Origin of the sequence: Streptomyces sp. NPDC049879, assembly GCF_044461265.1 — a bacterium.
In the GTDB taxonomy this organism is placed as follows: Bacteria; Actinomycetota; Actinomycetes; order Streptomycetales; family Streptomycetaceae; genus Streptomyces.
Genome location: NZ_JBITKT010000006.1, coordinates 241,292 through 266,534, shown reverse-complemented (window position 1 = coordinate 266,534; position 25,243 = coordinate 241,292). Strand labels below are relative to the sequence as shown.

Sequence of the window (25,243 nt, the reverse complement as noted above, 5' to 3'; positions counted from 1 at the left end):
CCCGTCCGTGACCCAGGGCCACGACCCGCGCCATGACGTGCGGGACCGGGCGAGTACCCCCGCCCGGTCCCGTGAAACGGTCGCTCACCCGTGGTGCCCGCGCGCGCCGCCTACGCGGCCGTCAGCCGGAAGGTCTGCGCCGCCGAGCCCGACGCGCAGGACTGCTGCGACAGGCGCGCCCCGTTCCCCGTCGCGCCCCCGGTGACCGTCAGGCACTTCCCGCTGTGCCGCGCCACGAAGCGGTAGCCGCCGGAGACCGCCTCGGGGCGCCACTGCTGGTTGGTGCCGCCCGTCCAGTCCCACAGCTGCACGGCGACGCCGTCACCCGTCGCGCCCGCGCCGCCGGTGACGTCCAGCGCGCGGTTCGCGTGCTGGTTCACCACCTGGTACCAGCCGCCGCCGACGCCCGAGAGCCGCCACGCCTGGTTGGCCTGCGTGGGCGTCACGCACGCCCACTGCTGCACGGCCGTGCCGTTCGCCGTGCCCCGGTCCACACCGTCCACGCACAGGCCGCTGCCCGCGTTCACGACGCGGTACGTCCCCGCCGCCGGGCCGCCCGGCTCGCCCGGGTCACCGCCACCGGTGGGCTCGCCCGGCCACACGACCGACGCCACCGCCCCGGCGGGCAGGCTGTACGACAGCGACTGCCCGGCCTCGGTGATCGAGAAGCGCTGCGCGCCGCCCGACGCGTTCACGACGTACGCGACCCGGCTGCCGTTCGGGTTCTGGAACACCACGTTCTGCACACCGCCGGAACCCTGGCTCGTCGACCCGACGCGGACCGCCCCCGGGTCGATGAACTTCGTCAGATGCCCCAGCACGTAGTACTCCGCGCCACGCGTCACCTGCGTGCCGTTGATCTCCACGACGCCGTTGCAGCGCGTGTCGCAGTGCCCTTGGTGCGGGCCGCCGTTCGCGTTCAGCGCCAGGTTCCACGTGATGGTGGTCTCGCCGCCGCTGCGCATGTTGCGCACCACCAGGTTCTCCGCCTGCCAGCGCAGGGAGTCGGCGAACGTCGCGGCGGGCGTGGCGCTGTCCGTGCCGGAGCACTCGGTGAAGAACACCCGGTGCCCCGCGTCCCGTATCTGCGCCTGCGACTCGGGCGAGCCGCCGTAGCAGTGGAACGCGGCGCCGATCACCCGGTCGATGTCCGAGGTCCGCGCCAGCACGTCCAGCGGGTAGCCGGGCGTGTCCCAGTTGTGGTCGTACGCCAGCACGTTCGTGGACAGACCCGCCCTGGTCAGCGTCGCGTCGAGGACGCGCAGGAAGTCGGCCTGCTGCGCGGACGTCATGCTCATCGAGGGGTAACTCGTCGCGAACTGCGGCTCGTTCTGCACCGTCAGGTCCGTCAGCGGGACGCCCGCCTGCCCGTACGCCTGGATCGCGCGCACGAGGTAGTCGGCGTACTGCTGGTAGCGGTCGGTGCGCAGGCTGCCGCCGTTGAGCGAGTTGTTCGTCTTCATCCACGCGGGCGGCGACCAGGGCGACCCCATGAAGCGCAGCGACGGGTTCAGCTGCCGCGCCTGCTGGAGGACGGGAAGGATCTGCTGCCGGTCACGGTCGATCGAGAACTGGCCCTGCGTGTCCTCGTACGTGTAGAAACCGCCCGAGTTGAAGTCCGTGCTGCCCAGCGGCTGCCGCAGGTAGCTCAGCCCGATGCCGTCGCCCGAGCGGGAGAACAGCGACGTCATCAGCGCGTCCCGCTGCCCCTGCGGGAGGCCCCTGATCAGCGACGCCGACGCCTCCGTCACCGACGCGCCCGCGCCCGTGAACGGTTGGAGGCGCTGCCCGGCGTCCACCCGGATGTCGATCGCCTCGGGGCTCGCCCCGAAGGCCACGTCCGCCTGCCGCGCCAGCCGGCTCGACCCGTCCTGCGTCGTCAGCCAGACCTGCGCGGATGTCGCCGCCGCTCCCGGGGCGGCGGCAGGCGCGGCCTGCGACGCGCCCACCGCCCCGGCGGCCAGCGCCAGCGCGCCGACCGCCGCGACGGCCGTGCGCAGCGGGGGGAGCAGGGACCGGGAGAGGAATGGTGCCCGTCGTGTCATGTGCGGCTCCTTCGTTGGGTTCTCCCGGCGGTACGCCCCGCCGGGAGATGGGGGGTGTGCCCTGCGAAGTCCGGTCCGGCCGGGCGGTGGGGGGCCACTGCCCGGCCGTGCCGATGCGCTGTTCCGTTGTCGCGACGGCCCGCGCCGCCCGCGCGTCCACGCGGGCGGCCCGTACGGTCAGGCCGTGCCGATCTCCACGGCCGCCGTCAGCCGCAGGTCGCGGCTGGACCGGCCCACATGCAGGCGGTACGCGCCCGCCGGTGTCGTCCACGCCCCTGCCGCCACGTCCCATACCTGGTAGACGCGCGAGGGGACCCGAATTGTCGCGGTGACCGTGGCCCCGGGCTCGGCGGTCACGGACGCGAAGCCCGCCAGGACCCGCAGCGGCCTGTCCGGTCCGTCCTGCGGCGCCTCCAGGTAGACCTGCACCACCTCACGCCCGGCGCGCGCGCCGGTGTTCGTCACCCGCACGGCCACCTCCGCGCCGTCCGCGTCGGCCGTCACCGCCTCGTACGCCCACTCCGTCCAGCCCAGGCCGTGCCCGAACGGGAACGCCGGGGCGAGCCCGGCCCGGTCCCAGCCGCGGTGGCCGACGTGCAGGCCCTCGCGGTACTCGACCACGCCGTCCACCGGCACCGCGTCCGGCACCGGCACGTCCGCCGCCCGCGCGGGCAGCGTCCACGGCAGCCTGCCGGCCGCCTCCGCCCGCCCCAGCAGCACGTCGGCCAGCGCGTGCCCGGCCTCCTGGCCCGGCAGCCACGCCCACAGCAGCGCCGGGACGTCCTCCGCCCACGGCAGCAGCACGGGCGCGCCCGCGTTGACCACCACGACCGTGCGCGGGTTGGCCTCCGCGACGCGGCGCACCAGCTCGTCCTGCGCGCCCGGCAGCGCCAGCGTCGTACGGTCCCAGCCCTCGGACTCGACGTCCTCGTTGGTGCCGACGACCACCACGGCCACGTCGGCGGCGCGCGCCGCCTCGACGGCCGCCTCGATCTCCTCGGCGGTGCCGGTGCCCGGCGCGGTGTGGCGCAGGTGCGCGGTGACGAAGTGGCCGTAGCCGTCCGCGTCCACCACCGTGAGGTCCAGCGTCAGCGCGACGCGGCGCGGCACCTCGGCGTCCGCCACGGGGAAGCCGACGGTGATGCCCTCCGGGTGGTGGTGCGAGGAGTCGAGGACCAGGTCCACGCCCCGGTCGTCGTCCCCGGCCGCGACCCGCTCGCCGTCCGCCAGGATCTCGAAGCGGCCGACCGCGCCGAACTCCAGCTCGTGCGTGCCCTCCCCGGTCAGCGTCACGTCGGTGCGCAGCACCACGCGGCGCGTCCCGGCCGGGAAGGCCCGGAACTCGCCCCAGTCGCCCGTCTCCCGGACCACCGAGCCGAGGACCGCGCCGTCCGCGCCGAGGAACTCGGCCCGCACCCCGGCGCCGCCCGTCTCCGGGTCGGCCAGCATCGCCGGGTCGGCGAACGGCGGGTGCAGCCTGGCGTCGCCGCCCCGGTGCACCGTCACCTCGGTGCTCGGCGGCAGCGCCGCCCGCAGCCCCTTCGCGAAGCCGACGAGACGCACCGGCGGGACGTACGCGCTGCCGCCGCCCTGGAAGTACGGCGCGACCGCGTTCGGGCCGATCAGCGCGACGCGCGCGAGACCGGCGGGGGCGAGCGGCAGGAGCCCCGCCTCGTTCCGCAGCACGACGGTGCCCCGCACGGCGGTCTCCCGCAGCAGGTCGTACTCCGCCGTGTCCGGCCTGGCCGGGACGGCGGGCCTGGCGGGCGAGCTGTCGAGCCGCCCGACGCGCCCGGCCAGCCGCACCAGCCTGACCACCTTGTCGTCCACCATGCTCTCGGGGACCTCGCCCGCCCTGACGGCCGCCACCAGGGCGTCGCCCCACGGCCCGTCCGGGCCCGGCATCACGAGGTCGAGGCCGCCGCGCGCGGACTCGCCCGTGGTCCTGGTCGCCGCCCAGTCGCTGACGACCGCGCCGTCGAAGCCCCACTCGCCCTTGAGGACGCCGCGCAGCAGCCCGGCGTGCTCGCCCATGGGCGCCGACTCGGTGCCGTCGTCCACGCCCGAGTAGGCGCTCATCACGCTCCAGGTGCCGCCCTCGGCGACGACCGTCTCGAACGGCGCCAGGTAGACCTCGCGCAGCGTGCGCGGATCGACGCGCGAGCGGTAACGGGTCCTGTCCGTCTCCGACTCGTTCGCGACGAAGTGCTTGGGGCAGGCGGCGACACCGAGGGACTGGATGCCGCGCACGAGCCCGGCGGCGAGGATGCCCGTCAGCAGCGGGTCCTCGGAGAGGTACTCGAAGTGGCGCCCCGCGACGGGGGTGCGCTGGAGGTTGATCCCGGGGGCGAGGAGGACGTCCACGCGCTTGCGGACGGCCTCGGCGCCGAAGAGCGCGCCGAGGCGTTCGGCCAGCTCCGGGTCCCAGGAGGCGGCGAGGGTGCTGGGCGCGGGGGCGAGCAGGCCGGTCGCGCCCGGGTCGTCGCCGGTGCCGCGCACGCCCTGGGGGCCGTCCGACATGCGGACGGGGAGCAGCCCGAGGCGGGGCTCGGCGGGTAGCGTCCACAGCGTCCCGCCCGTCAGCAGCCGGACCTTCGACTCCAGGTCGAGAGCGCTCACCCGCGCCGCCAGTCCGGCGTCGTCACCGCCGTCCGCCGGGGACGCGGCGGGGGCGGGGGTGGAGAACACGGAGGTCATGGCGTTCCTTTCGAGCAGTGTCGCAAAAATCAAAGCAGACTTACCGAGCGCTTAGTAAGTAGTGGCCGGTTCCGGAACTTCCGGTCGTACACTCCAGGGATGCCGGACGCACGCCAGCCACAGGCCGCTGCCACAGGGCGGCGCGCGGAGATCCTGCGGATAGCGATGGAGACGTTCGCGACCCGCGGTTACCACAAGGCATCGCTGGCGGAGATCGCCGAACGCGCCGGGCTCACCCAGGCCGGGGTGCTGCACCACTTCCACAGCAAGGCCGGACTGCTCACGGGCGTGCTCGATCTGCGGGACGTGTCCGACCTGGCGGAGCTGGGGACGGAGCGGCCGACGGGCCTGGCCTACCTGCGGCACCTGGTGGACACCGCCCGGCGCAACGCTGAGCGGGCGGGGATCGTACGACTCTACGCGGTCCTGTCGGCGGAGAGCGTGACGGAGGGTCACCCCGCGCAGGGCTTCTTCCGCGGCCGGTACGCCGGGCTGCGCGGCCAGGTCGTCGCCGCGCTGACCGAGGCGAGGGATCTGGGGCAGGTCGACGCCGAACTGGACGTGGACGGCGTCGCCACCGCCGTCATCGCGGTGATGGACGGCCTCCAGATCCAGTGGCTCCTCGCCCCGGACGCCGTGGACATGGCGGCCACCACCGAGCAGGTGATCGACGCGCTGATCGGGCACGGGCGGCTGCGCCAGGTTCCGGAACCGGACGGGGAGCGGGAGCGCCCGGAGGGGTGACGCGGGGCGGCGCGCGGCGCTGCGCCCGAGTTCAGCGGCCTGTTGGCGCGTGCGGGGGACCCGGCGGACTTTGTCCGTCCGGAGGAAGAAGTTCGCGAGCCCCGTTTCAAAGGGGTTTCCAGTGGAGGCGGAAGTCGTTACCGTCCCTGTTGTGTACCGGTCACCCGGTGCACGACCGGACCGCACGGCCATCCCCCTCGTCCCACGGCCGGACGGTGCGGCGGCGCGACGGCGCGCGCCTGTGCGAAGGCTTCACCCCCACCCCGTGCGTCTTACGGAGGATGCTCGTGCACAGGAAGTTCCACGTACTGCTGGCGGCACTGGCGGGCACCCTGCTCGCCGCCGCCGTTCCCCCCACAGGCCAGGCAGCGGTGCCGGCCGCCGATCCCCCCGCGGCGGCGGCGCCGGAGTTCCAGCAGGTGACGCTCGCCAGGGGCGTGGCCGAGATGGGCGAGCCGATGTCCCTGGCCGTCCTGCCGGACCGCTCCGTCCTCCACACGGCGCGCGACGGCACACTCCGCATCACCGACGCGAACGGCACCACGCGCGTCTCCGGCCGCATCCCCGTCTACAGCCACGACGAGGAAGGCCTCCAAGGCGTCGGCGTGGACCCCGACTTCGAGCAGAACCGCTTCATCTACCTGTACTACGCCCCGCCGCTCGACACCCCGGGCGGCGACTCGCCCGCCAACGGCTCGGCCGCCGACTTCGCGCCGTACGACGGTGTCAACCGCCTGTCGCGTTTCCAGCTGAACGCGGACGGCACGCTCGACACCGGCAGCGAGGCCGAGGTGCTCGACGTCCCCGCCAGCCGCGGGCAGTGCTGCCACGTCGGCGGCGACATCGACTTCGACGCCGAGGGCAACCTCTACCTGTCCACCGGCGACGACACGAACCCGTTCGCCTCCGACGGGTTCACGCCCATCGACGACAGCGCCGGGCGCAACCCCGCGTTCGACGCCCGCCGTTCGGCCGGCAACACGAACGACCTGCGCGGCAAGGTCCTGCGGATCACCGTCCAGGACGACGGCTCGTACACGATCCCGGACGGCAACCTCTTCGCGCCCGGCACGGCCGACACCCGGCCGGAGATCTACGCGATGGGCTTCCGCAACCCGTTCCGCATGTCCGTCGACAAGGCGACCGGCGTCGTCTACCTCGGCGACTACGGCCCCGACTCCGGCACCGCGTCCCCCACGCGCGGCCCCGCCGGGCAGGTCGAGTTCAACCGCATCACCGAGCCGGGCAACTTCGGCTGGCCCTTCTGCACCGGTGACAACGACGCGTACACGGACTACGACTTCGGCTCCGGCGCGTCCGGCGGCACGTTCGACTGCGGCGCGCCCGTCAACGACTCGGCGAACAACACCGGTATCGGCCAGCTCCCGCCCGCGCAGCCCGCGTGGATCCCCTACGACGGCAACTCCGTGCCGGAGTTCGGCGGTGGCTCGGAGTCGCCCATGGGCGGCCCGGTCTACAACTACGACCCCGACCTCCAGTCGGCGGTCAAGTTCCCGGCCGAGTACGACGGCGACTACTTCGCCACCGAGTTCGGGCGGCGCTGGATCCGCCGCATCGAGCAGGACGCGAACGGCGCGGTGCAGTCGATCAACGAGTTCCCGTGGACCGGCACGCAGGTGATGGACTCCGCGTTCGGCCCGGACGGCGCGCTCTACGTACTCGACTACGGCACCGGCTACTTCAACGGCGACGAGAACAGTGCCCTCTACCGCATCGAGCACCTCGGCGGCGAGGGCGGCCAGTCCCCGGTGGCGCAGGCGGGTTCGGACGTGACGTCCGGCGCGGCGCCGCTGACCGTGCAGTTCTCCTCCGAGGGCTCCACCGACCCGGACGGCGACACCCTCACGTACGCCTGGGACTTCGGCGACGGCGGCACCTCCACCGACGCCAACCCGAGCCACACCTACACGGAGAACGGCGAGTTCACCGCCGAGCTGACGGTGACCGACGCGGACGGCCTCACGGCGGGCGCCTCCGTCGCCATCACGGTCGGCAACACCGCCCCCACCGTCACCCTCGAACTGCCCGAGGACGGCGCGCTGGTGGACTTCGGCGACGCGGTGCCGTTCGAGGTGACGGTCACCGACCCGGAGGACGGCGAGATCGACTGCTCGCAGGTCACGGTCAACTTCATCCTCGGCCACGACAGCCACGGCCACCCGCTGACCTCGGCCACCGGCTGCTCGGGCATCCTCCAGACCCTGGAGGACGGCGAACACGACCCGAACGCCAACATCTTCGGCGTCTTCGACGCGGAGTACACGGACGGCGGCGGCCTCACCTCGCACGACCAGGCCGTCGGCCAGACCCGCCACCGGCAGGCCGAGCACTTCGGCGCCCAGCAGGGCGTGACCGTCACCGAGAAGGCCGCGGCCGAGGGCGGCCGGGCGGTCGGCTACATCGAGAACGGCGACTGGATCTCCTTCGAGCCCTACCACCTGGCGAACGCCACCGGCTTCGGCGCGCGCGCCGGCTCCGCCGGGGCGGGCGGCACGATCGAGGTCCGCGCGGGCGCGCCCGACGGCACGCTGCTCGGCTCGGTCGCGGTGCCCAACACCGGCGGCTGGGACACGTACGAGGAGGTGACGACCGGGCTCACCGACCTGCCGGACGGCAGCACCGAGCTGTTCCTCGTGTTCACCGGCGGCGCGGGCTCGCTGTTCGACCTCGACTCGTTCCACTTCACCACGGAAGGGGAGTGACCCCCACCATGACTCCCGACCCCCGCACCGCGCGGATCGCGGCCTGGGCCGCGGGCGGCCTGCTGGTCGCCACCGCCCTGCCCGCCGCCGCCATGGCGTCGGCATCGACCGCGGCCGCGCCGGACGACCCGGCGTACGAGGTGCTCGTCTTCTCGAAGACCGCCGGTTTCCGGCACGACTCGATCGACGAGGGCATCGCCGCGATCACCCAGCTGGGCACCGAGAACAACTTCACGGTCACCGCGACGGAGGACGCCGCCGCGTTCACCGACCCCTCGCTCGCGGACTACGAGGCGGTCGTCTTCCTGTCCACGACGGGCGACGTCCTGGACGACGCGCAGCAGACCGCGTTCGAGGGCTACATCAACGACGGCGGCGGCTACGTGGGCGTCCACGCGGCGGCCGACACCGAGTACGACTGGCCCTGGTACAACGGCCTGGCCGGCGCGCTCTTCCACTCGCACCCCCACATCCAGCAGGCCACGGTCACCGTCGAGGACCGCGCGCACGACGCCACGGCGCACCTCGGCACGACCTGGCAGCGCACCGACGAGTGGTACAACTACCGCACCAATCCCCGGGACTCGGCCCGCGTCCTCGCCTCGCTCGACGAAGGCAGCTACGAAGGCGGCAACATGAACGGGGACCACCCGATCGCCTGGTGCAAGGACTACGAGGGCGGCCGCGCGTTCTACACCGGCGGCGGCCACACGGCCGAGTCGTACGCCGAGCCCGACTTCGTCCGCCACCTGCTGGGCGGCATCCGCTGGGCCGCCGGGGTCACCGACGCCGACTGCCGCCCCGAGACGGGCTACACGAGCCTCCTCGACGGCACCGGCACGGACGGCTGGTCGCAGGCGGGCCCGGGGCAGTTCGCCGTGGCGGACGACGGCACGCTGACCACCGAGGGCGGCATGGGCCTGTTCTGGTACGACGCGCAGGAGTTCGGCGCGTACTCGCTGAAGCTCGACTGGCGGCTGGACGGCGACGACAACTCCGGTGTGTTCGTGGGCTTCCCGCCCTCGGACGACCCGAACTCGGCGGTGGCGAACGGCTACGAGATCCAGATCGACGCCACCGACGCCGACGACCGCACCACCGGCGCCGTCTACGGCTTCCAGTCGGCCGACCTCGCCGCCCGCGACGCCGCGCTCAACCCGCCCGGCGAGTGGAACACGTACGAGATCCGCGTCGAGGGGGAGCGCCTCCAGGTCTTCCTCAACGGCACGCTGGTCAACGACTTCACCAACACCGACCCGGCCCGCAGCCTCCAGGGGCACATCGGGCTCCAGAACCACGGGGACGCCGACACCGTCTCCTTCCGCAACGTCCGCATCCAGCAGCTCGACTGACACGTACCGACCGCCGGCCGCCCTCCCCGGGCGGCCGGCACCCCGGCTCCGTCTCCGCCGCGAGGGGCGGCGGCGACGGGGGCGGCCGGGTGGTGACGCCGAACCCCACCCCGCCGCCGCACCCCACGGTGCCCGGCTGCCGCCGAACGCAGCCGGGCACCGTGGGGCATCCACGTCAGGCCGTGGCCGCCGCGGAGGCGGCGGGTCCCCGGTCGGCCAGCGTCAGGACGAGCGCCACGACCGTCGCCCCCGCCGCCACCAGGACGCAGACGAGGAACCCGTCGCGCAGCCCGCCCGCGGACCCGAGGAGGGGACCGAACGCGGCGACACCGATCGCGGCGCCCACCTGCCGCGAGGTGTTGAACGCGGCCGAGGCGGCGCCGTGCAGCGCGGGCCGGACGGCGGCGAGGGACCGGGACGTCATGGTCGGCACGAGGACCCCCGCGCTGAGACCGGCGGGCAGCAGCGCGAGGGCCAGGGGCCACAGCGGGGACAGGGTGCTGGTGAGCGCGACCGCGACCAGGGCGGCGGCGAGCACGAGCTGCCCGGCGCCGAGGACCGCGCGGCGCCCGGCGCGCCTGGCGAGGGCCGCCGCCCACACGTTGCCCAGGGCGATCAGGCCGGTCAGGGGCAGGAACAGCAGGCCGCTCCCGAGGGCGCCGAGCCCGCGCCCCTGCTGGAGCATGAGGCCCATCGCGAACAGCAGCCCGTAGAAGGTGAAGTTGAACAGCGCGCCCTGGAGCGCGGAGACGACGAACGGCCGGTCCGCGTACACGGCGGTCGGCAGCAGGGGCGCCGCCGCGGCGCGTTCCGCCCGGACGAACGCGACGAGGCCCGCGGCGGCGAGGGCGAAGGCACTGAGGACGGCGGGCGCTCCCCAGCCCGCGGCCGGGGCCTCGACCATGCCGAAGACGAGACCGCCTATCAGGACGGTCGCGGCCGCCATGCCCGCGAGGTCGGGGCGGCGGGCGCGCCGCGGCGTGGACGGCATGGACCGCAGGCTCCACACGATCGCCGGGACGCCGATCACGACGTTGACCGCGAACACGGCGCGCCAGTCCGCCACGGCGACCAGCGCCCCGCCGAGCAGCGGCCCCGCCGCCATGCCCATCCCCCCGGCGGCGGCCCACCGGCCGACGAGCCGGTGGCGCGCGTGCTCGTCGGCGGCGCCCGCGGTGGCCAGCACGAGCGCGCTCGGCAGCAGCAGCGCGGCACCGGCGCCCTGGGCGAGCCGGGCGGCGTTCAGGACCGGCATCGTCCCGGCCGCCGCGCAGACCGCGGAGGACACCGTGAAGACGACGAGGCCGGTGACGAACGTGCGCCTGGCGCCCAGGACGTCGGTGAGGGCCCCCGCCCCGAGCATCACGGCGGCGAAGCTGAGCGTGTAGGCGTTGACGGCCCACTCCAGCTCGGCGCGGGAGGCGTGCAGGCGCGAACCCAGCTCCGCGAGCGCCAGGTTCACGATGGTGCCGTCGACGTACACCATGAACGACGAGATCAGCGCGAGCGCGACGACGCCCCGCTTTAGTTCGATGGACATGGAACTACCGTACTCATAGTTCGACGGTCATAGAACCACGGTGTAGTCTCGGGCGGAGGAGGTACCCCGCATGCCCACCACGACCCGCACCCGCCCGCGCCCCCCGGCGACCGAGCCGGCGGCACTCGACGTCATGGCGGTCCTCCGGGCGCTCGCCGACCCCGTACGCCTCGAACTGGTCCGCCAGCTGCGCGAGTCCGACGTGCCCGTCGCCTGCGGCACCTTCGACGTCGCGGTCGCCAAGAACACCCTGTCCCACCACTTCAGGACGCTCCGGGAGGCCGGGGTCATCGCCACCCACCGCGAGGGCACGGCCGCGCTCAACGTGCTCCGCGAGGACGCGCTGGACGCGGCGTTCCCCGGCCTGCTCGACGCCATCCTGCCCCGGCGCTGAACGGCGGCCCGGGCACGCCCTAGCTGTTCAGGTAGCGCAGCACCGCCAGCACCCGGCGGCTGTGCCCCGTGCCGCCCGGCAGGCCCAGCTTGTCGAAGATCGCGTTGATGTGCTTCTCCACCGCGCTGCGCGACACGTACAGCCGCTGCGCGATCACCACGTTCGTGTGCCCCTCCGCCATCTCCCGCAGCACGTCGCGCTCGCGCGGGGTGAGCCGGGCCAGCGGGTCCGTGTGCGTGCTGCGCGCCAGCAGCCGCCGCACCACCTCGGGGTCGAACGCGGCCTGGCCCGCCCGTACGCGTTCCAGCGCGTCGAGGAACTCCTCGACCTCCACCACCCGGTCCTTCAGCAGGTAGCCGACGCCGCCGGGGTCGCCGCCGAGCAGCTCCGCCGCGTACCGCTTCTCCACGTACTGCGACAGCACCAGCACGCCCACCGCCGGGTGGCGGCGGCGGATCTCCAGCGCGGCGCGCAGCCCCTCGTCGGTGTGCGTCGGCGGCATGCGCACGTCCACCACCGCGACGTCCGGCGGGTCCGCGTCCACGGCGGCGAGGAGCGCGGCGGCGTCGCCGACCGCCGCCGCCACCTCGTGCCCCTCCTCGGCGAGCAGCCGGGCGAGGCCCTCGCGCAGCAGCGTCGAGTCGTCGGCCAGGATCACGCGCACGGCAGCTCCAGTTCCAGCGTCGTCGGGCCGCCTGCCGGGCTGTGGACGCGCAGCCGCCCGTCGAGCGCGGCGGCGCGCCGCGCCAGGCCGAGCAGCCCGCCGCCCGCCGGGTCGGCGCCGCCCGCGCCGTCGTCGCCGACGGTCGCGGTCAGCCCGGCCGGGTGCCGGGCCACGCGGATCGTGACCCGGCTCGCGCCCGCGTGCTTGACGGCGTTGGTGACCGCCTCGGAGACGACGAAGTACACGACCGCCGCCGCGTGCCTGTCCGGCGGCGACGACAGGCCGTACTCCAGCGTGACGGGCAGCGGCGCCCGTTCCGCCACCGCCTCCAGCGCCGCCCCGAGCCCGGCCTCGTCCAGCACCGCCGGGTAGACCCGCCACGCGACCTCGCGCAGCTCGGCGAGCGCCTGCCCCGCCTCCGTCTGCGCCTGCCTGACCAGCTCCAGCGTCCGCGCCGGGTCGCCGCCCCGCCTGGCGCGGCCGAGCAGCACGCCGAGCGCGACGATGCGCTGCTGCACGCCGTCGTGCAGGTCCCGCTCGATGCGACGGCGCTCCTCGTGCACGGCCTCCACGACCCCGGCGCGGCTGGTGGCCAGCTCGTCGATGCGCCGCTCCAGCGCCGCACGCGCCGCGTCGCCCAGGACGCGCTGCGCCAGCCCCGCCTCCATGCGCGCCACGGCGGGCACCCCGTGCACCGCCAGGAAGAGCAGCAGCACGCCGCCGAACCCGGCCGGCACCACGGACCAGCCGTACGGCCACACCGCCCACACCAGCAGCGACGCGTACGCCGCCCCGACCGCCACCGCCAGCAGCACCAGCCCGCCGAGCAGCCCCACCGGCAGCCGCAGCGCGAGGTAGCGCAGCGCGGCCCGCCCGTCGCCGTCGCTCCCGGCGAGCCGTCCGGCGGCGCGGTGGACGGCGCGGCGGGCCGCGTCGGGGCCCGCCAGGAGGACGGGCGAGGCGAGGACGAGGAGGAGGCTTCCGGCGAGGGCGGCGGCCGTACCCGACGCCAGGCGGGCGGCGTCGGCCAGCCAGCGGAGCAGGGCGGCGTGCACGTCTTCGACCGTAACCGGCCGGGCCGGGCGGAGGGTACTGCGGTTTTCCGCACAGTGCCCTGAAGCTGCCCGGATCGCCTCACACCCCTCGGAGTTTGTAGCCTCCGGTGTGTGATCGTATCCATGGCACCCCCCCTAGGACTCGCCGCGTCCGGCGAGGACCCCGGCGGCATCACCGGCTGGGCGACCAGTCTGATGGAGAGCCTCGGCGCCCCCGGCGCCGGAGCCGCCATCGCGCTGGAGAACCTCTTCCCGCCCCTGCCGAGCGAGGTGATCCTGCCCCTGGCCGGCTTCACCGCCAGCCAGGGCGACATGAACCTGATCGCCGCCCTCGTGTGGACGACCATCGGCTCCGTCGTCGGCGCGTGGGCGCTGTACGGCGTCGGCGCGCTCTTCGGCCGGGAACGGCTGATCGCGGTGGCGGGCAGGCTGCCGCTGGTCAAGGTCGAGGACATCGAGAAGACCGAGCGCTGGTTCGCCAAGCACGGCACCAAGGCGATCTTCTTCGGCCGGATGATCCCCATCTTCCGCAGCCTGATCTCCATCCCGGCAGGGGTGGAGCGCATGCCGCAGACGACGTTCCTGCTGCTCACGACCCTGGGCAGCGCGATCTGGAACACGATCTTCGTCCTCGCCGGCTACCGGCTCGGGGAGAACTGGGAGCAGGTCAGCGACATCGTCGGCACCTACTCCAAGGTCGTCGTCGCCGTTGTGGTCCTCGCCATCGTCGGGTGGATCGTCTACCGCCTCCTGCGCCCGGGCGAGGGCAAGCGCCGGGCCTAGTGCTGTGACCGGAAAGGTTCACCGCCTCACGACGCCCGGCACGGCCCCTCGCTGCGTTGCCGAATCGCGCGAGTACGGCCGAGTACGAGCTGCGATCCGGCGCCTTGCGATGCACCGCACCGGACCCCGTGACCCGGCAAACCTCCCCGGCCACAGCACTAGCGTCCGCCGTTCCGAAGACCGCCGCCCGGTCACGGTGCCCGCCCTCCCGCCCCCGCCCGGGGCGGAGGGGCAGGCGCCGTGGCCACGCGGCGATCGTCGTATGATCAGCGTGTGACTACCGGGTCGGCCCTGCGCCACGCACGAGTGAGGCACCCGGTCACGGTTTGAGCCCGCGGCGGGCGCGCGGCCCGCCGACGCCCGGCACACCGCCCGTACGGGGCGGACGCTGCCCGGCTCATCCCGTCACTGTGGAGACGACCTCACCGCATGCCAGAAGACTCCAGCACGACTTTCACCGACTTCAACCAGCACGTCATCGACAGCTTCCGCGCGAACGGCGGGCGCGTCGGCCCGCCCTTCGAGAACGCGCGCCTGCTCCTGCTCACCACGACCGGCGCCCGCTCCGGCGCCCCGCACACCACCCCCGTCGGCTACCTCCCGGACGGCGAACGCGTCCTCGTCATCGCCTCGGCGGGCGGCGCCGACCGGCACCCGGCCTGGTACCACAACCTCCGCGCCCACCCGCTCGCCACCGTCGAGGACGGGGTCTTCACGTACGAGGCGCGGGCCACCGTCCTCGGCCGCGAGGAGCGCGACGCCGCTTTCGCCCGCGCGGTGGAGGCCGACCCGGGCTGGGGCGCGTACCAGCGGCGCACCAGCCGCGTCATCCCCGTCGTCGCGCTGGAGGGAACGGGCGTCCCCCGGCCGGTCGCGCGGGGCGGCGGGGCGATGCTCCGCTCGGTCCACGACGCGTTCCGCCGCGAACTGGCCCTGATCCGCGCCGAGCTGGCCGCCCACGGCCCCGGGCTCGGCGCCCAGCTGCGCGCCAACTGCCTCACGGCCTGCCAGGGGTTGCGCAACCACCACATCGGCGAGGACACCAGGATCTTCCCCTTCCTCGCGGACCACCGGCCGGAACTCGCCCCGGCCCTGGAGCGGTTGCGCGTGGAGCACGAGGCGATCGCCGCGCTCACCGAGGAGCTGCGGCGCCTCCTCGCGGACGGCACGGGCGCGACAGCCGCCGGACTCCTGCCCGCCTTCGACCGCCTCGCGGGCGAGCTGGAGGCACACCTCGACCGGGAGGAGGCCGACCTGCTCCCGGCACTCGACGCGCTGCTGCCCTGAGCGGCTGACGGGGCCCGCCGCCGGTCGCACCGGCGGCGGCGGCACGGCGCCCCTCCCGGCCCGGCGACGCGTCCGTGGGCGTCCGGTCGCGGCCCCTCCGCGCCCCGGGCGCCCTGGTCGCGCGAGCCGGCGCGATGTCGCGCCCGCCGCCCTCAGGCGGGGGCGGCGCCCCCGCCCCCCTGCGGGAGCGGTGCCGGTGCCACGAACGTCCGCGTGTACAGCAGCGCGAGCCGGTCGCCCAACTCGGCGGCGGTCCACTCCCGTTCGTCCAGCAGGGTCTCGATCACGTCGGACGAGACGAGGGCGCGCAGCAGGTCGGCGGCGGTGCCGGGGGTCCATGGCGGGGCGAGCCGCCCCTCCCGCGCCAGCCACTCCGTGAGGCGGCGGCAGTGGGCCAGCTGGGAGGCGGCGGCCCGCGCGTGGTGCAGCTCCGCGTCGGGGTCCTCGCGCCGTACGCGCCGCACCGCCTGGTCCACGGCCAGTACACGCGGGTGGTAACGGGCCAGGTGGCGCGCCCACTCGGCGAGCGCGGCCGGTCCGTCGGGCGCGGCCCACACGCGGGCGAGCGACGTGTGCAGGCCCTCGGTCTCGGCGAGGTAGTCGAACAGCGCGGTCACCAGCTCGGTGCGCGACGCGAAGTGCAGGTAGACGCCCCGGCGCGAGGTCCCGGCGCGGTCGGCGACGGCGGCCATGGACAGCGCGCCGGGGCCGCGTTCCTCCAGCAGTTCCCGGGTGGCGGCCAGGATCGCCGAACGGGTGCGGCGGCTGCGGGCGTTGCGCGGCTCGTCGATGGGACGTGTCATGCCCCCAGGGTCGCATGGAGGTGCACGTGGTGTGCAATTCTTGGGAACGTGACAGCCTGTGCAGTTCGATCCCCGGGAGCCCCCGTGACCGTCACCGTCCCCGCCCGCCCCGAGCCGTTCGCCCTCGACCCCGCGACGACGGCCGTCCTCGTCATCGACATGCAGAACGACTTCGCGTCCCCCGGCGGCGGCGTCGACACGAGCGGCGGCGACATCACACCCGTCCGCGCCACCGTCGCGCCCATCGCCCGCACCCTCGCCGCCGCCCGCGCCGCGGGCCTGCCCGTCGTCTACATCGCCCACGGCTACGCCCCCGACCTCTCCGACCTCGGCCCCGAGGGCACCAAGAACCGCCTCGTCCACGCCGACGTCGGCCGCGCCACCACCGCGCCCGACGGCACCCCCGGCCGCGTCCTCGTGCGCGGCACGTGGAACACCGAGGTGATACGCGAACTGGCCCCCGAGCCCGGCGACCCCGTCGTCGGCAAGACGCGCTTCGGCGCCTTCCACGGCACGGAACTCGACGCCCTCCTGCGCGGCCTCGGCGCGCGCACCCTCGTCGTCACCGGCTGCACCACCAGCGTCTGCGTCGAGTCCACGGTCCGTGAGGCCGCGTTCCTCGACTACCGGACGCTGCTCCTCGCCGACTGCACCGACGAGATCCAGGGCCGCGCGCACCACGAGTCGACGCTCGTCCTGGTCGAGCGGCTCTTCGGCTGGGTCGGGGACTCCGGCGCGTTCACCGCCGCCCTGCGGGCGGGCGGGGAGGACTGAGGGACCCGTCGTCTATTGTCTTCCCGGCACGTCAGGAGGGGGAGAGGGGGCGGGAGTGACCGTGGACGACACCGGCGTACCGGCGTGGTGCCTCGCGGGCTGGGCCGACACCCTCGCCGAGGTCTCCCGCACCGGCCGCCGCCTCACGGGCGACGAGATACGCGCCCGGCGCGCGCTGGGGGAGCGCGCCGCCCGCGAGGGGTACGGCCAGCGGGAGATGATCCGCGCCCACCTGGCCGCCGCCCGCGCGGCGTGGCGCGACCTGCCCGGGGTGCGCGGCGTCCAGCCGGCGGGCGCGCTGCGGACGGCCGCCGAGAGCGTCCTCGCCGCCGCCGAGCAGGCCGTGGACGCCTTCGCGGAAGGGTACGAACGGGCGCAGCTCCTCGCCGTGCGCCGCGACGAGGCGGCCCGCCGCGAGTTCATCGACGACCTGCTGCACGGCCGGGGCGACCCCGCGACGGTCGCCGCGCGCGCGGAGCGGTTCGGCCTCCCCCTGGCCCACGCGCACGCGGTCGGCGTCGCGCGCGGCCCGGAGCCGTACGACGACACGCACCCGCTGACCCGCCGCGTGGAGAGCGCCCTCAGCGGCCGGTTCGGCGCCCGCGAGGTGCTGCTGACGACGAAGGACGGCCGCCTCGTCTGCGTCTCGCCCGGCAACAGGCCCGACGTCCTGGAGTACTTCGCGGCCCAGGCGCAGGCCGCCCTGCCCGCCGAGGGCGAGGGCCGCACCGCCCTGGGCCGCGCCCACCCAGGGCCCGGCGGCATCGCGCACTCGTACGAGGAGGCACGCACCGCGCTCGACATAGCCGACCGCCTGCCGCTCGGCGCCCCCGTCCTGCGCGCCGCCGACCTGCTCGTCTTCCCCGTCCTCACCCGCGACCGGCAGGCGATGGCGGACCTCGTGCAGTCCGTGCTCGGGCCGCTGACCGCCGCGCGGGGCGGCGCCGAACCGCTGGTGCGCACGCTCGACGTGTACTTCAACGCGGGCTGCGTCGCCGCCGAGGCGGCCAGGCGGCTGTCCCTGAGCGTGCGCGCCCTCACGTACCGGCTGGCGCGCGTGCACGACCTGACGGGCTCCGACCCGGCCGACCCGTTCCAGCGCTACACGCTCCAGACCGCCGTCATCGGCGCACGCCTCCTCGACTGGCCCGCACGGCCGCTCTGACCCCGGCCGTCGTGGCGGGAAAGTACCCGATGATGTCATCTCTGACACTCGGCGCGGGCCGTGCGCGGCGTCAAACTCGCGGCATGACGACAGAACAGGACATGCCCGGCTACGTGTGGTCCGCCGTTCAGGACGCCCCGGTCAGGGAGCTGTTCCCCGGCATCAGGCTGCGCCCGCTGTGGCGCGGGGACGGCGGGGCGGCCGCGTACGTGCTGGAGATGGACGCGGACACCCGCTGGCAGGGGATCGACGTCCACGAACCGGGCCCCGAGGAGGTCTTCGTGGTCTCCGGCGTCTTCAACGACGGCTACCGCGACCACCCCGCCGGGTCCTTCCTCCACGCACCCGCGGGCTCCTCGCACATCCCGCAGACGACGACGGGCTGCACGCTGTTCCTCTTCTACCCGGAGGGCTAGAACGCGCCGCGCCGCCCGGCCGGTCACCCCCCACCGGCCGGGCGGCGCGCACGGCGCGCGCGGCGCGTCAGTCCGCGCGCTCCACGGCCGGGGCCGCGCCGTTGACCTGCTGCTGCACCTGCTGCTGCGCCTCCGGCGCCGCCCCGCCCAGGCCCGGCACACCGGCCTTGCCCGCGAGCCCCGACAGCACCGCCGAGACGTCGATACCGGTCGCCGACGACAGCAGCTCCATGCCCTGCGCCACGTTGTCCGCCACCACGCGCGGCAGCCGCCCGGCGCCGTCCGTGGAGATCACCGTCATCTTGTCGATCGCCGAGATCGGCTCCGCGGCCTTCCCGACCACCTGCGGCAGCACCTCCACCAGCATCTGCAGGACCGCCGCCTCGCCGTACTGGGCGTACGCGTCGGCCTTCTGCCGCATCGCCCCGGCCTCCGCCGCGCCGACCGCCGCCTTGGCCGCGGCCTCCGCCTCGCCCTCGATACGGGTGGCCTCGGCCAGCGCCGACCTGCGCTGCTTCTCGCCCTCACCGGTCAGCCTGGCGCGCTCGGCCGCCGCCCGCGCGGCCGCCACCTCGGCGACCCGCCCGGCCTCGGCCTCCTGCTCCGCCCGGTACCGCTCGGCGTCGGCCGGCTTGCGCACCTGCGCGTCGAGCTGCCGGTCGGTCAGCGCGGCCTGCCGCTCGGCGACCTTCTCCTGCTCGGCCAGCACCTCCCGCTGCCGCGCCGCCTCCGCGAGGGGCCCGGCCGCGTTCGCCTTCGCCGCCGCCGCGTCCGTCTCGACCTTGATCTCGGCCTGCCGCAGGTACAGCGTCCGCTGCGCGACCGCGATCTCCTCCTCGGCCCGCAGCCGCGCCTGCTCGGCGCTCCGCCTGGCCTCCGCCTCGGCGACGTCGGCCACCTGCCGGGCCCGCGCCGCCTCCGGCCTGCCCAGGTCCGCCAGGTAGCTGCCCTCGGCGGTGATGTCCTGGATCTGGAACGTGTCGAGCACCAGGCCCTGCCCCGAGAGGCTGGCCTCCGCCTCCTCCGCCACCTGCCCGGCGAACGCCGCGCGGTCGCGGATCACGTCCTCCACCGCCATACGCCCGACGATGGACCGCAGCGCACCCGACAGCACTTCCTGCGTGAACGTCACCACGCCGCCCTGCTGCCGCAGGAACCGCTGCGCGGCCGACCTGATGGCGTCCTCACTGCCGCCCACCTTCACGATGGCGACCCCGTCGAGGTTCACCTTCACCCCGCGCAGCGTCACCGCGCCGCGCACGGCGACCGGGATGTGCCGGCTCGACAGGTCCAGCACGTGCAGCTGCTGCACCAGCGGGACGACGAACACCCCGCCGCCGACGACGACCTTCTGCCCGCTGGTGTCCCGCGTGACATGCCCCGTCACCGGGTCGGTCGACACCTTGCCGCGCCGCCCCGTGATGATGAAGGCGTCGCTCGGTCCCGCGACCTTGTACCGCGAGACGACCACCAGGCCGAGCAGCACCAGCAACGCGACGATGCCGATGACGGCGATCATGACCGCACTCATCGAATTTCCACTCCCCTCCGCTGATCAGCGTTCGACGGGACGGACCTCCACGGCTGTGGCCGACAGCACGCCCGCCACCCACACCTCCGTCCCCACCGGCACGGCCTGGGCGCTGCTCGCGGTGAGCTTCACACGCAGTCCCGCCACGTTCAGCAGGACCTCGCCGTAGCCGCCGCCGGGTATCGCCGTGACGACCGCGCCGGCCGCGCCGACGAGACCCTCGTCCCGCTGTGCCGCGTCCGTATGGCTCTGGTCGTCACGCATCAACGCCCGGCTCACCCGCACCACCACCCAGGCCGCACCGCCCCCCACCACGGCCCCCGCGCCGAGCGCGGGGGCCACTCCCAGCCCGGTCACCGCGAGCGTGATCGCTCCGGTGAAGCCGAGCAGGGAGACGAAGGCGGTCGCCGCGGGCAGCGAGAACGCCCCGTCCAGATCGAGGACCCCCTCCAGCACCCCGTCCAGGACCAGGGCCAGGAGCAGCAGAATCAGCCCGACTATGCCGAGACCGAGAAACCACTCCATCGCCGCCGCCTCCCCCGTGCGCCGCCTTCCGGCCTGCTGCATGGATGGTGACACCAACGGACGGCGGGCACACTTCCAGAGTCCGGCAATCTTAACGACTTTTTAATGCCGGTCGCCGACCCCCGCACGAACGGGTGACACGCCCGCGGAGGTTGCCTTCGCGCGCACTCCAACTCCTAGCGTGAGCGCTGTTCCGCACCTCCACGAAGGGAAGTGACACCCGTGAAAACCGTGCCTCTTGGGCGCACCGGAGAGCGCGTCGGCGAACTGGCGCTCGGCTGCATGCAGATGGGCACCCGCACCGACGAGCCCACCTCGTTCGCGATCCTGGACCGCTTCCTGGCGGACGGGGGCACCTTCCTCGACACCGCCGACTGCTACGCCTGGTGGGACAGTCCCGGCAGTTTCGGCGGGGAGAGCGAGTCGCTGCTCGGCCGCTGGTTCGCCCGCACCGGACGCCGGGACGACGTGTTCCTCGCGACGAAGGGCAGCGCCCGGCTCAACTCGCTCGACGGCGTGTGGGGCGACTGGGAGGGCGCCGCCCCCGACTCCGCCGCGCGCAACGGCTACGTGGGCGCGGGTGCCGGCACCCTGCGGCGCGCGCTCGACGACAGCCTGCGCAGGCTCGGCACCGACCGCGTGGACCTCTACTACGTCCACGTGGACGACCGGTCCACGCCGCTGGAGGAGACCCTCGACGCCCTCGCCGGCCTGGTCGCGGCGGGCAAGACCCGTTACATCGGCTGGTCCAACGTCAGGACGTGGCGCCTCGAACGCATCCGGCAACTGTGCGAGCGGCACGGCTGGCCCGCGCCCGTCGCCCTCCAGCAGCAGCACTCGTACCTGCGCCGCCGCGCCGGGCTCGACCACGCGTCGATCGTGGACGACGAGCAGCTCGACTACCTGCGCGCCCACGACGACCTGACGCTCGTCGCGTACTCGCCCGTCCTCAAGGGCGCCTTCGACCACCCGGAACGGCGCACCGGCCACCCCGTGATGGAGTCGTACGAGGGCGCGGACGCCACGGCCAGGTTCGCCGTGGTGGACGAGATCGCCTGGGAGACGGGCACGACGCCGGGGCAGGTCGTGCTCGCCTGGCTGCTGCGGCAGGAGGACCCGGCGCTGATCCCGCTGGTCGGTCCCCGGACGTACGAGCAGTACGTCTCCTCGGCGGCGGCCACCGGGATCGAGCTGACCGGGGAGCAGCTCAAGAGGCTCGACGAGGCCGGGGCGTAACCGCCCGGCGGGCGGTTGTCAGTGGCGGATGTCACGCTGTGTGCAGGAAAGCTCACGCGAGAGGACCGCCATGATCACCACCGACCACGTCACCGGCTCGCCCTGCTGGATCGACCTGGGCACGCCGGACATGGACGCCGCCACCGCCTTCTACGGCGCGGTGTTCGGCTGGACGCTGGAGCCCGCCGACGTCCCCGTGCCGGGTGGGTACGGCGTCATGCGGCTGCGGGGCAGGTCGGTCGCCGGGATCGGGCCGCTCACGGAGGAGGGCGCGAGACCCGCCTGGACGGTCTTCTTCGCCACGGACGACGCCGAGGCCACCACCGCCGGGGCGAGACAGGCGGGGGGCTCGGTCCGCGTGGGACCGGCGGATGTCGGTACGGAGGGCAGGTTCGCGCAGCTCACCGATCCGCAGGGCGGGCGCTTCGCCGTCTGGCAGGCGGGGGACCGGCGGGGGCTCGACGCGGTGGACGGCCCCGGCGCCCTCAGCTGGGTGGAGCTGTACACGCCGGACGACGGCGCGGCGCTCGCGTTCTACCGCGCGCTCTTCGGCTGGGAGGCGACCCCGATGCGGCTCCCCGAGGGCGGCGGCGGCACATACACGGTGATCGGCCCGCCGGAGCGCGGCGAGGACCACCGGCACGGCGGTGTCCTCAAGGTGCCGGACGACGCGCTGGCCGCCCAGGGCGGCGCGGCGTCCTGGCATCCGGTCTTCGCGAGCGAGGACTGCGACGCGGCGGTCGGCAGGGCGCGGGACAGCGGCGGGAGCGTCCGGATGGGCCCCGAGGACGTCCCGGGCGTCGGCCGCCTCGCCGTGGTCCTGGACCCGTCGGGCGCGGACTTCGTGATCCTCACCCCGTCCAGCTGACACCGGACCCCGCCGCACCGCCCGCGCAGTCGGGGCGGGGGGGTACGCGGACGCCGGGCCGCCCGTGAGGGGGGCCCGGCGTGGGTGGGGGTGTGCGGAACGTGTCCCGTGCGGGTCAGACGTTCACGCCGTAGTCGGCGGCGATGCCGGCCAGGCCGGACGCGTAGCCCTGGCCCACGGCGCGGAACTTCCACTCCGCGCCGTGCCGGTACAGCTCGCCGAAGATCATCGCGGTCTCGGTCGCCGCGTCCTCGCTCAGGTCGTAGCGCGCGATCTCCGCGCCGCCCGTCTGGTTGACCACGCGGATGAACGCGTTCTTGACCTGGCCGAAGCTCTGGCCGCGGTTCCCGGCGTCGTAGATGGACACCGGGAAGACGATGCTGGTGATCTCGGCGGGCACACCCGCGAGGTCCACCTTGATCACCTCGTCGTCGCCCTCGCCCTCACCGGTGAGGTTGTCCCCGGTGTGCTCGACCGAACCGTCCGGGCTGCGCAGGTTGTTGAAGAAGACGAAGTGCTGGTCCGAGGCCACCTTGCCGCCGCTCGTGCACAGCAGCGCGCTGGCGTCGAGGTCGTAGTCGACGCCGGTGGTGGTCCGCACGTCCCAGCCGAGCCCGACCAGCACGGCGGTCAGACCAGGCGCCTCCTTCGTCAACGAGACGTTGCCGCCCTTGGACAGGGAAACTCCCATGCTCTCCTCCTTGGGTCCGCCGCGGTCCTGAGGCCCGCGCGCTCACGCGCTGCGACGGCCACCGGCCGCCCGTCCCGAATCTACAGCAGCGTAGAAGGACGAAGAACGGGGCCCCGCAACCGTCACCGGTACGATATTCCGCGCCGGTGCAGGAGGTGAGAGAGATGGCGGACGGACTCCCCCCGGCCGGTCGCCCCGCGGCCGGCTGCGCCTCGGGCGACCGCGCGGCGCGCCCCCGGCGGCGCGGCCAGGGCGAGCTGGAGGCGCAGGTCCTCTCGGCGCTCGGCCAGGCCCCCGGCCCGGCCACCGCGGCCTGGGTGCAGGAACGTCTCGGCACCGGCCTCGCGTACACCACCGTCGTCACCATCCTGACCCGCCTGCACGCCAAGGGCGCCGTCACCAGGGAACGCGCGGGCCGCTCGTTCGCCTGGACCCCCGCGGCCGACGTGGCGGGCCTCGCCGCCTTCCGCATGCGCCGCGTCCTGGAGAACGAGGCCGACCGCCACGCCGTCCTCGCCAGCTTCGTCAGCGCCCTCGGGCCCGACGACGAGCGCCTCCTGCGCGCCCTCCTCGCCGAGGCGGAGCCGGCGGACGGCCGGGACCCGGAACAGGACGCCGGCCCGCACGGCCGGGACGGCGCCGGGGGAGAGACGGACTGACGCGATGGGCGTATTCGTCCTCCTGCCGCTCGTGCTGCCGCTCACCGCCTGGCCCATGGCACGCCTCGCGGAAGTCCACCTCGCCCCCCGCCGCGCCACCCGCCTCCTCACCGCCGTCGCCGCCGTCCTCGCCGTCTCCAGCACCCTGTGCCTCGCGCTCCTGATGGTCGTCGGCACCGCGCAGCTCCCCGGCAACCCGCTCCCCGACGCCTGGTCCGACCCCGCCGTCCGCGCCGCCGTGCCGCTCGAAGACGCCGTCGGCCGCCCCGCCATACCCGCCCTCCTGGCCGTCGCCGCCGCCTGCGCCCACGCGCTGTGGCGCCACCACCGGCTCCGCCGCCGCGCCACCCGCGCCCTCGCCACCGTCCCGGGCCACTCCCGGCTCGCCCTGCTGCCCGACGAACTCCCGTACGCCTACGCCCTCCCCGGACGCCCCGGCCGCATGGTTGTCTCCAGCGGCCTCCTCTCCCGCCTCGACATCCACGAACGCCGCGCGCTGATCGCCCACGAGCGCGCCCACCTCACCGGACGCCACCACCGCTACCTCCTGGCCGTCCAGCTCGCCGCCCGCGCCCACCCGTTCCTGCGCCCCCTGCGCACGGCTGTCACCTACACCACCGAACGCTGGGCCGACGAGGACGCCGCCCGCGCGGTCGGCGACCGCCGCGCCGTGGCACGGGCCATCGGCAAGGCCGCCCTCGCGGGCCACGGCGGCACCGGGCCCGCCGCGACCCTGCCCGCCCTGGCCGCGCCGGGACCCGTGCCCCGCCGCGTCGCCGCGCTGCTCGGCCCGGTGCCCGCCGACCGCCGCTGGCCGCCGTCCGCCAGCGCAGCCGGGCTCGCCGCCTGGGCCGCCGCGGCCGGTACGGCGGCCTCCGTCCTCTCCGCCGCCAACGCGGCCGTCACCCTGCTGCTCGTCCTCAGGGCCGCCACCGCCCTGTGACGCGGCGCCGCGCCGGGAAGATCCGCGGCGCCGCCGTCGTTCCACCAGGACCGGACGGACACGCCCGGCGCGTGTTCCCGCGCCGTCCGGGGGCACAGGTCGGTTGGCAGCCGCGTTTTTCTACGGCACTGTAGAAACGGTGTCCACGGCACTGTGGAAACGGTGCCGCGGAACGGCAGCGCGTGACCCGCGCCGCCGCACGGCTGCCCGGAACCGCCCCGCCGGTCCCGCAGGCCCCCTGTGTCCCGTTTGCCAGTCCTTTACGATGGGGTCACTCGAACGCCCCCCGAGCCCGAAGGAGCCCGGTCCGCACGATGGACGAGCCTCCCAGTACCTGCTGTGTCACCC

Annotated in this window: 21 protein-coding genes and 1 pseudogene; 13 read left to right on the top strand and 9 right to left on the bottom strand. The window is 74.7% G+C overall.

Annotated elements, in window-relative coordinates:
- Window positions 1-110: 110 nt before the first annotated feature.
- Complete coding sequence (locus ACIBPC_RS21905) at window positions 111-2,045, bottom strand: RICIN domain-containing protein (protein ID WP_398846862.1); 1,935 nt, start codon at window positions 2,043-2,045, stop codon at window positions 111-113.
- Window positions 2,046-2,222: 177 nt separating this feature from the next.
- Window positions 2,223-4,742 (bottom strand): beta-glucosidase, encoded by a 2,520-nt coding sequence (locus ACIBPC_RS21900; RefSeq protein WP_398846860.1) that lies wholly within the window; start codon window positions 4,740-4,742, stop codon window positions 2,223-2,225.
- A 99-nt stretch (window positions 4,743-4,841) separates the two neighbouring features.
- Here ACIBPC_RS21900 and ACIBPC_RS21895 point away from each other — a divergent pair, with 99 nt between their 5' ends.
- The 3 genes and pseudogenes from ACIBPC_RS21895 to ACIBPC_RS21885 all read left to right on the top strand — a co-directional run.
- Complete coding sequence (locus ACIBPC_RS21895) at window positions 4,842-5,486, top strand: TetR family transcriptional regulator (protein WP_398846858.1); 645 nt, start codon at window positions 4,842-4,844, stop codon at window positions 5,484-5,486.
- Between the two features lie 287 nt (window positions 5,487-5,773).
- Window positions 5,774-8,209, top strand: coding sequence for a PQQ-dependent sugar dehydrogenase (locus tag ACIBPC_RS21890; RefSeq protein ID WP_398846856.1), 2,436 nt, complete (start codon window positions 5,774-5,776; stop codon window positions 8,207-8,209).
- Window positions 8,210-8,217: 8 nt separating this feature from the next.
- Window positions 8,218-9,552: pseudogene (locus tag ACIBPC_RS21885) on the top strand (ThuA domain-containing protein); the annotation flags it as partial.
- 184 nt (window positions 9,553-9,736) lie between these two features.
- On the opposite strand, the gene ACIBPC_RS21880 reads toward ACIBPC_RS21885, so the two are convergent.
- A complete protein-coding gene (locus tag ACIBPC_RS21880) occupies window positions 9,737-11,101 on the bottom strand; it encodes an MFS transporter (RefSeq protein ID WP_398846854.1) in 1,365 nt (454 codons plus the stop codon).
- 70 nt (window positions 11,102-11,171) lie between these two features.
- Here ACIBPC_RS21880 and ACIBPC_RS21875 point away from each other — a divergent pair, with 70 nt between their 5' ends.
- The gene (locus tag ACIBPC_RS21875; protein WP_362967221.1) at window positions 11,172-11,495 is read left to right on the top strand and encodes a helix-turn-helix domain-containing protein; all 324 of its coding nucleotides are present in this window, start codon (window positions 11,172-11,174) and stop codon (window positions 11,493-11,495) included.
- A 19-nt stretch (window positions 11,496-11,514) separates the two neighbouring features.
- Here the strand turns inward: ACIBPC_RS21875 and ACIBPC_RS21870 are convergent, their stop codons facing one another.
- Together ACIBPC_RS21870 and ACIBPC_RS21865 are read right to left on the bottom strand one after the other, a co-directional pair.
- Window positions 11,515-12,159, bottom strand: coding sequence for a response regulator (locus ACIBPC_RS21870; protein WP_398846852.1), 645 nt, complete (start codon window positions 12,157-12,159; stop codon window positions 11,515-11,517).
- Entirely contained in the window at window positions 12,150-13,214 is a 1,065-nt protein-coding gene (locus tag ACIBPC_RS21865) for a histidine kinase (RefSeq protein ID WP_362967225.1), read from the bottom strand. Before ACIBPC_RS21865 ends, ACIBPC_RS21870 begins: the two co-directional genes overlap by 10 nt.
- Window positions 13,215-13,337: 123 nt before the next feature.
- On the opposite strand from ACIBPC_RS21865, the gene ACIBPC_RS21860 reads away from it, so the two are divergent.
- The gene (locus tag ACIBPC_RS21860; RefSeq protein ID WP_362967227.1) at window positions 13,338-13,997 is read left to right on the top strand and encodes a DedA family protein; all 660 of its coding nucleotides are present in this window, start codon (window positions 13,338-13,340) and stop codon (window positions 13,995-13,997) included.
- 429 nt (window positions 13,998-14,426) lie between these two features.
- The gene (locus ACIBPC_RS21855) at window positions 14,427-15,284 is read left to right on the top strand and encodes a nitroreductase/quinone reductase family protein (protein ID WP_398846849.1); all 858 of its coding nucleotides are present in this window, start codon (window positions 14,427-14,429) and stop codon (window positions 15,282-15,284) included.
- Window positions 15,285-15,436: 152 nt separating this feature from the next.
- On the opposite strand, the gene ACIBPC_RS21850 is transcribed toward ACIBPC_RS21855, so the two are convergent.
- Window positions 15,437-16,087, bottom strand: a complete 651-nt coding sequence (locus ACIBPC_RS21850) for a TetR/AcrR family transcriptional regulator (RefSeq protein WP_398846847.1) — start codon at window positions 16,085-16,087, stop codon at window positions 15,437-15,439.
- A gap of 84 nt (window positions 16,088-16,171) precedes the next feature.
- Between ACIBPC_RS21850 and ACIBPC_RS21845 the strand changes: the two genes are divergently transcribed.
- From ACIBPC_RS21845 to ACIBPC_RS21835, 3 genes are all read left to right on the top strand, one after another.
- On the top strand, window positions 16,172-16,861 hold the full coding sequence (locus tag ACIBPC_RS21845) for a cysteine hydrolase family protein (protein ID WP_398846845.1): 690 nt from the start codon (window positions 16,172-16,174) through the stop codon (window positions 16,859-16,861).
- 61 nt (window positions 16,862-16,922) lie between these two features.
- Window positions 16,923-18,026 carry a PucR family transcriptional regulator gene (locus ACIBPC_RS21840; RefSeq protein ID WP_398847156.1) on the top strand — a complete coding sequence of 368 codons (1,104 nt, stop codon included), beginning with the start codon at window positions 16,923-16,925 and terminating at the stop codon, window positions 18,024-18,026.
- A gap of 83 nt (window positions 18,027-18,109) precedes the next feature.
- Window positions 18,110-18,442, top strand: a complete 333-nt coding sequence (locus tag ACIBPC_RS21835; RefSeq protein ID WP_362967235.1) for a cupin domain-containing protein — start codon at window positions 18,110-18,112, stop codon at window positions 18,440-18,442.
- A 67-nt stretch (window positions 18,443-18,509) separates the two neighbouring features.
- On the opposite strand, the gene ACIBPC_RS21830 is transcribed toward ACIBPC_RS21835, so the two are convergent.
- Both ACIBPC_RS21830 and ACIBPC_RS21825 read right to left on the bottom strand, forming a co-directional pair.
- On the bottom strand, window positions 18,510-19,973 hold the full coding sequence (locus ACIBPC_RS21830) for an SPFH domain-containing protein (protein WP_362967237.1): 1,464 nt from the start codon (window positions 19,971-19,973) through the stop codon (window positions 18,510-18,512).
- A 24-nt stretch (window positions 19,974-19,997) separates the two neighbouring features.
- Window positions 19,998-20,498, bottom strand: a complete 501-nt coding sequence (locus ACIBPC_RS21825; protein WP_398847154.1) for a hypothetical protein — start codon at window positions 20,496-20,498, stop codon at window positions 19,998-20,000.
- 222 nt (window positions 20,499-20,720) lie between these two features.
- On the opposite strand from ACIBPC_RS21825, the gene ACIBPC_RS21820 reads away from it, so the two are divergent.
- Both ACIBPC_RS21820 and ACIBPC_RS21815 read left to right on the top strand, forming a co-directional pair.
- Window positions 20,721-21,734 carry an aldo/keto reductase gene (locus tag ACIBPC_RS21820; RefSeq protein ID WP_398846842.1) on the top strand — a complete coding sequence of 338 codons (1,014 nt, stop codon included), beginning with the start codon at window positions 20,721-20,723 and terminating at the stop codon, window positions 21,732-21,734.
- A gap of 70 nt (window positions 21,735-21,804) precedes the next feature.
- The gene (locus ACIBPC_RS21815; RefSeq protein ID WP_362967243.1) at window positions 21,805-22,602 is read left to right on the top strand and encodes a VOC family protein; all 798 of its coding nucleotides are present in this window, start codon (window positions 21,805-21,807) and stop codon (window positions 22,600-22,602) included.
- 115 nt (window positions 22,603-22,717) lie between these two features.
- On the opposite strand, the gene ACIBPC_RS21810 is transcribed toward ACIBPC_RS21815, so the two are convergent.
- Entirely contained in the window at window positions 22,718-23,293 is a 576-nt protein-coding gene (locus tag ACIBPC_RS21810) for a TerD family protein (RefSeq protein ID WP_398846840.1), read from the bottom strand.
- A 164-nt stretch (window positions 23,294-23,457) separates the two neighbouring features.
- Here ACIBPC_RS21810 and ACIBPC_RS21805 point away from each other — a divergent pair, with 164 nt between their 5' ends.
- The gene (locus tag ACIBPC_RS21805) at window positions 23,458-23,952 is read left to right on the top strand and encodes a BlaI/MecI/CopY family transcriptional regulator (RefSeq protein ID WP_362967247.1); all 495 of its coding nucleotides are present in this window, start codon (window positions 23,458-23,460) and stop codon (window positions 23,950-23,952) included.
- Window positions 23,953-23,956: 4 nt separating this feature from the next.
- Complete coding sequence (locus ACIBPC_RS21800; protein WP_398846838.1) at window positions 23,957-24,895, top strand: M56 family metallopeptidase; 939 nt, start codon at window positions 23,957-23,959, stop codon at window positions 24,893-24,895.
- The last annotated feature ends 348 nt before the right edge of the window (window positions 24,896-25,243 follow it).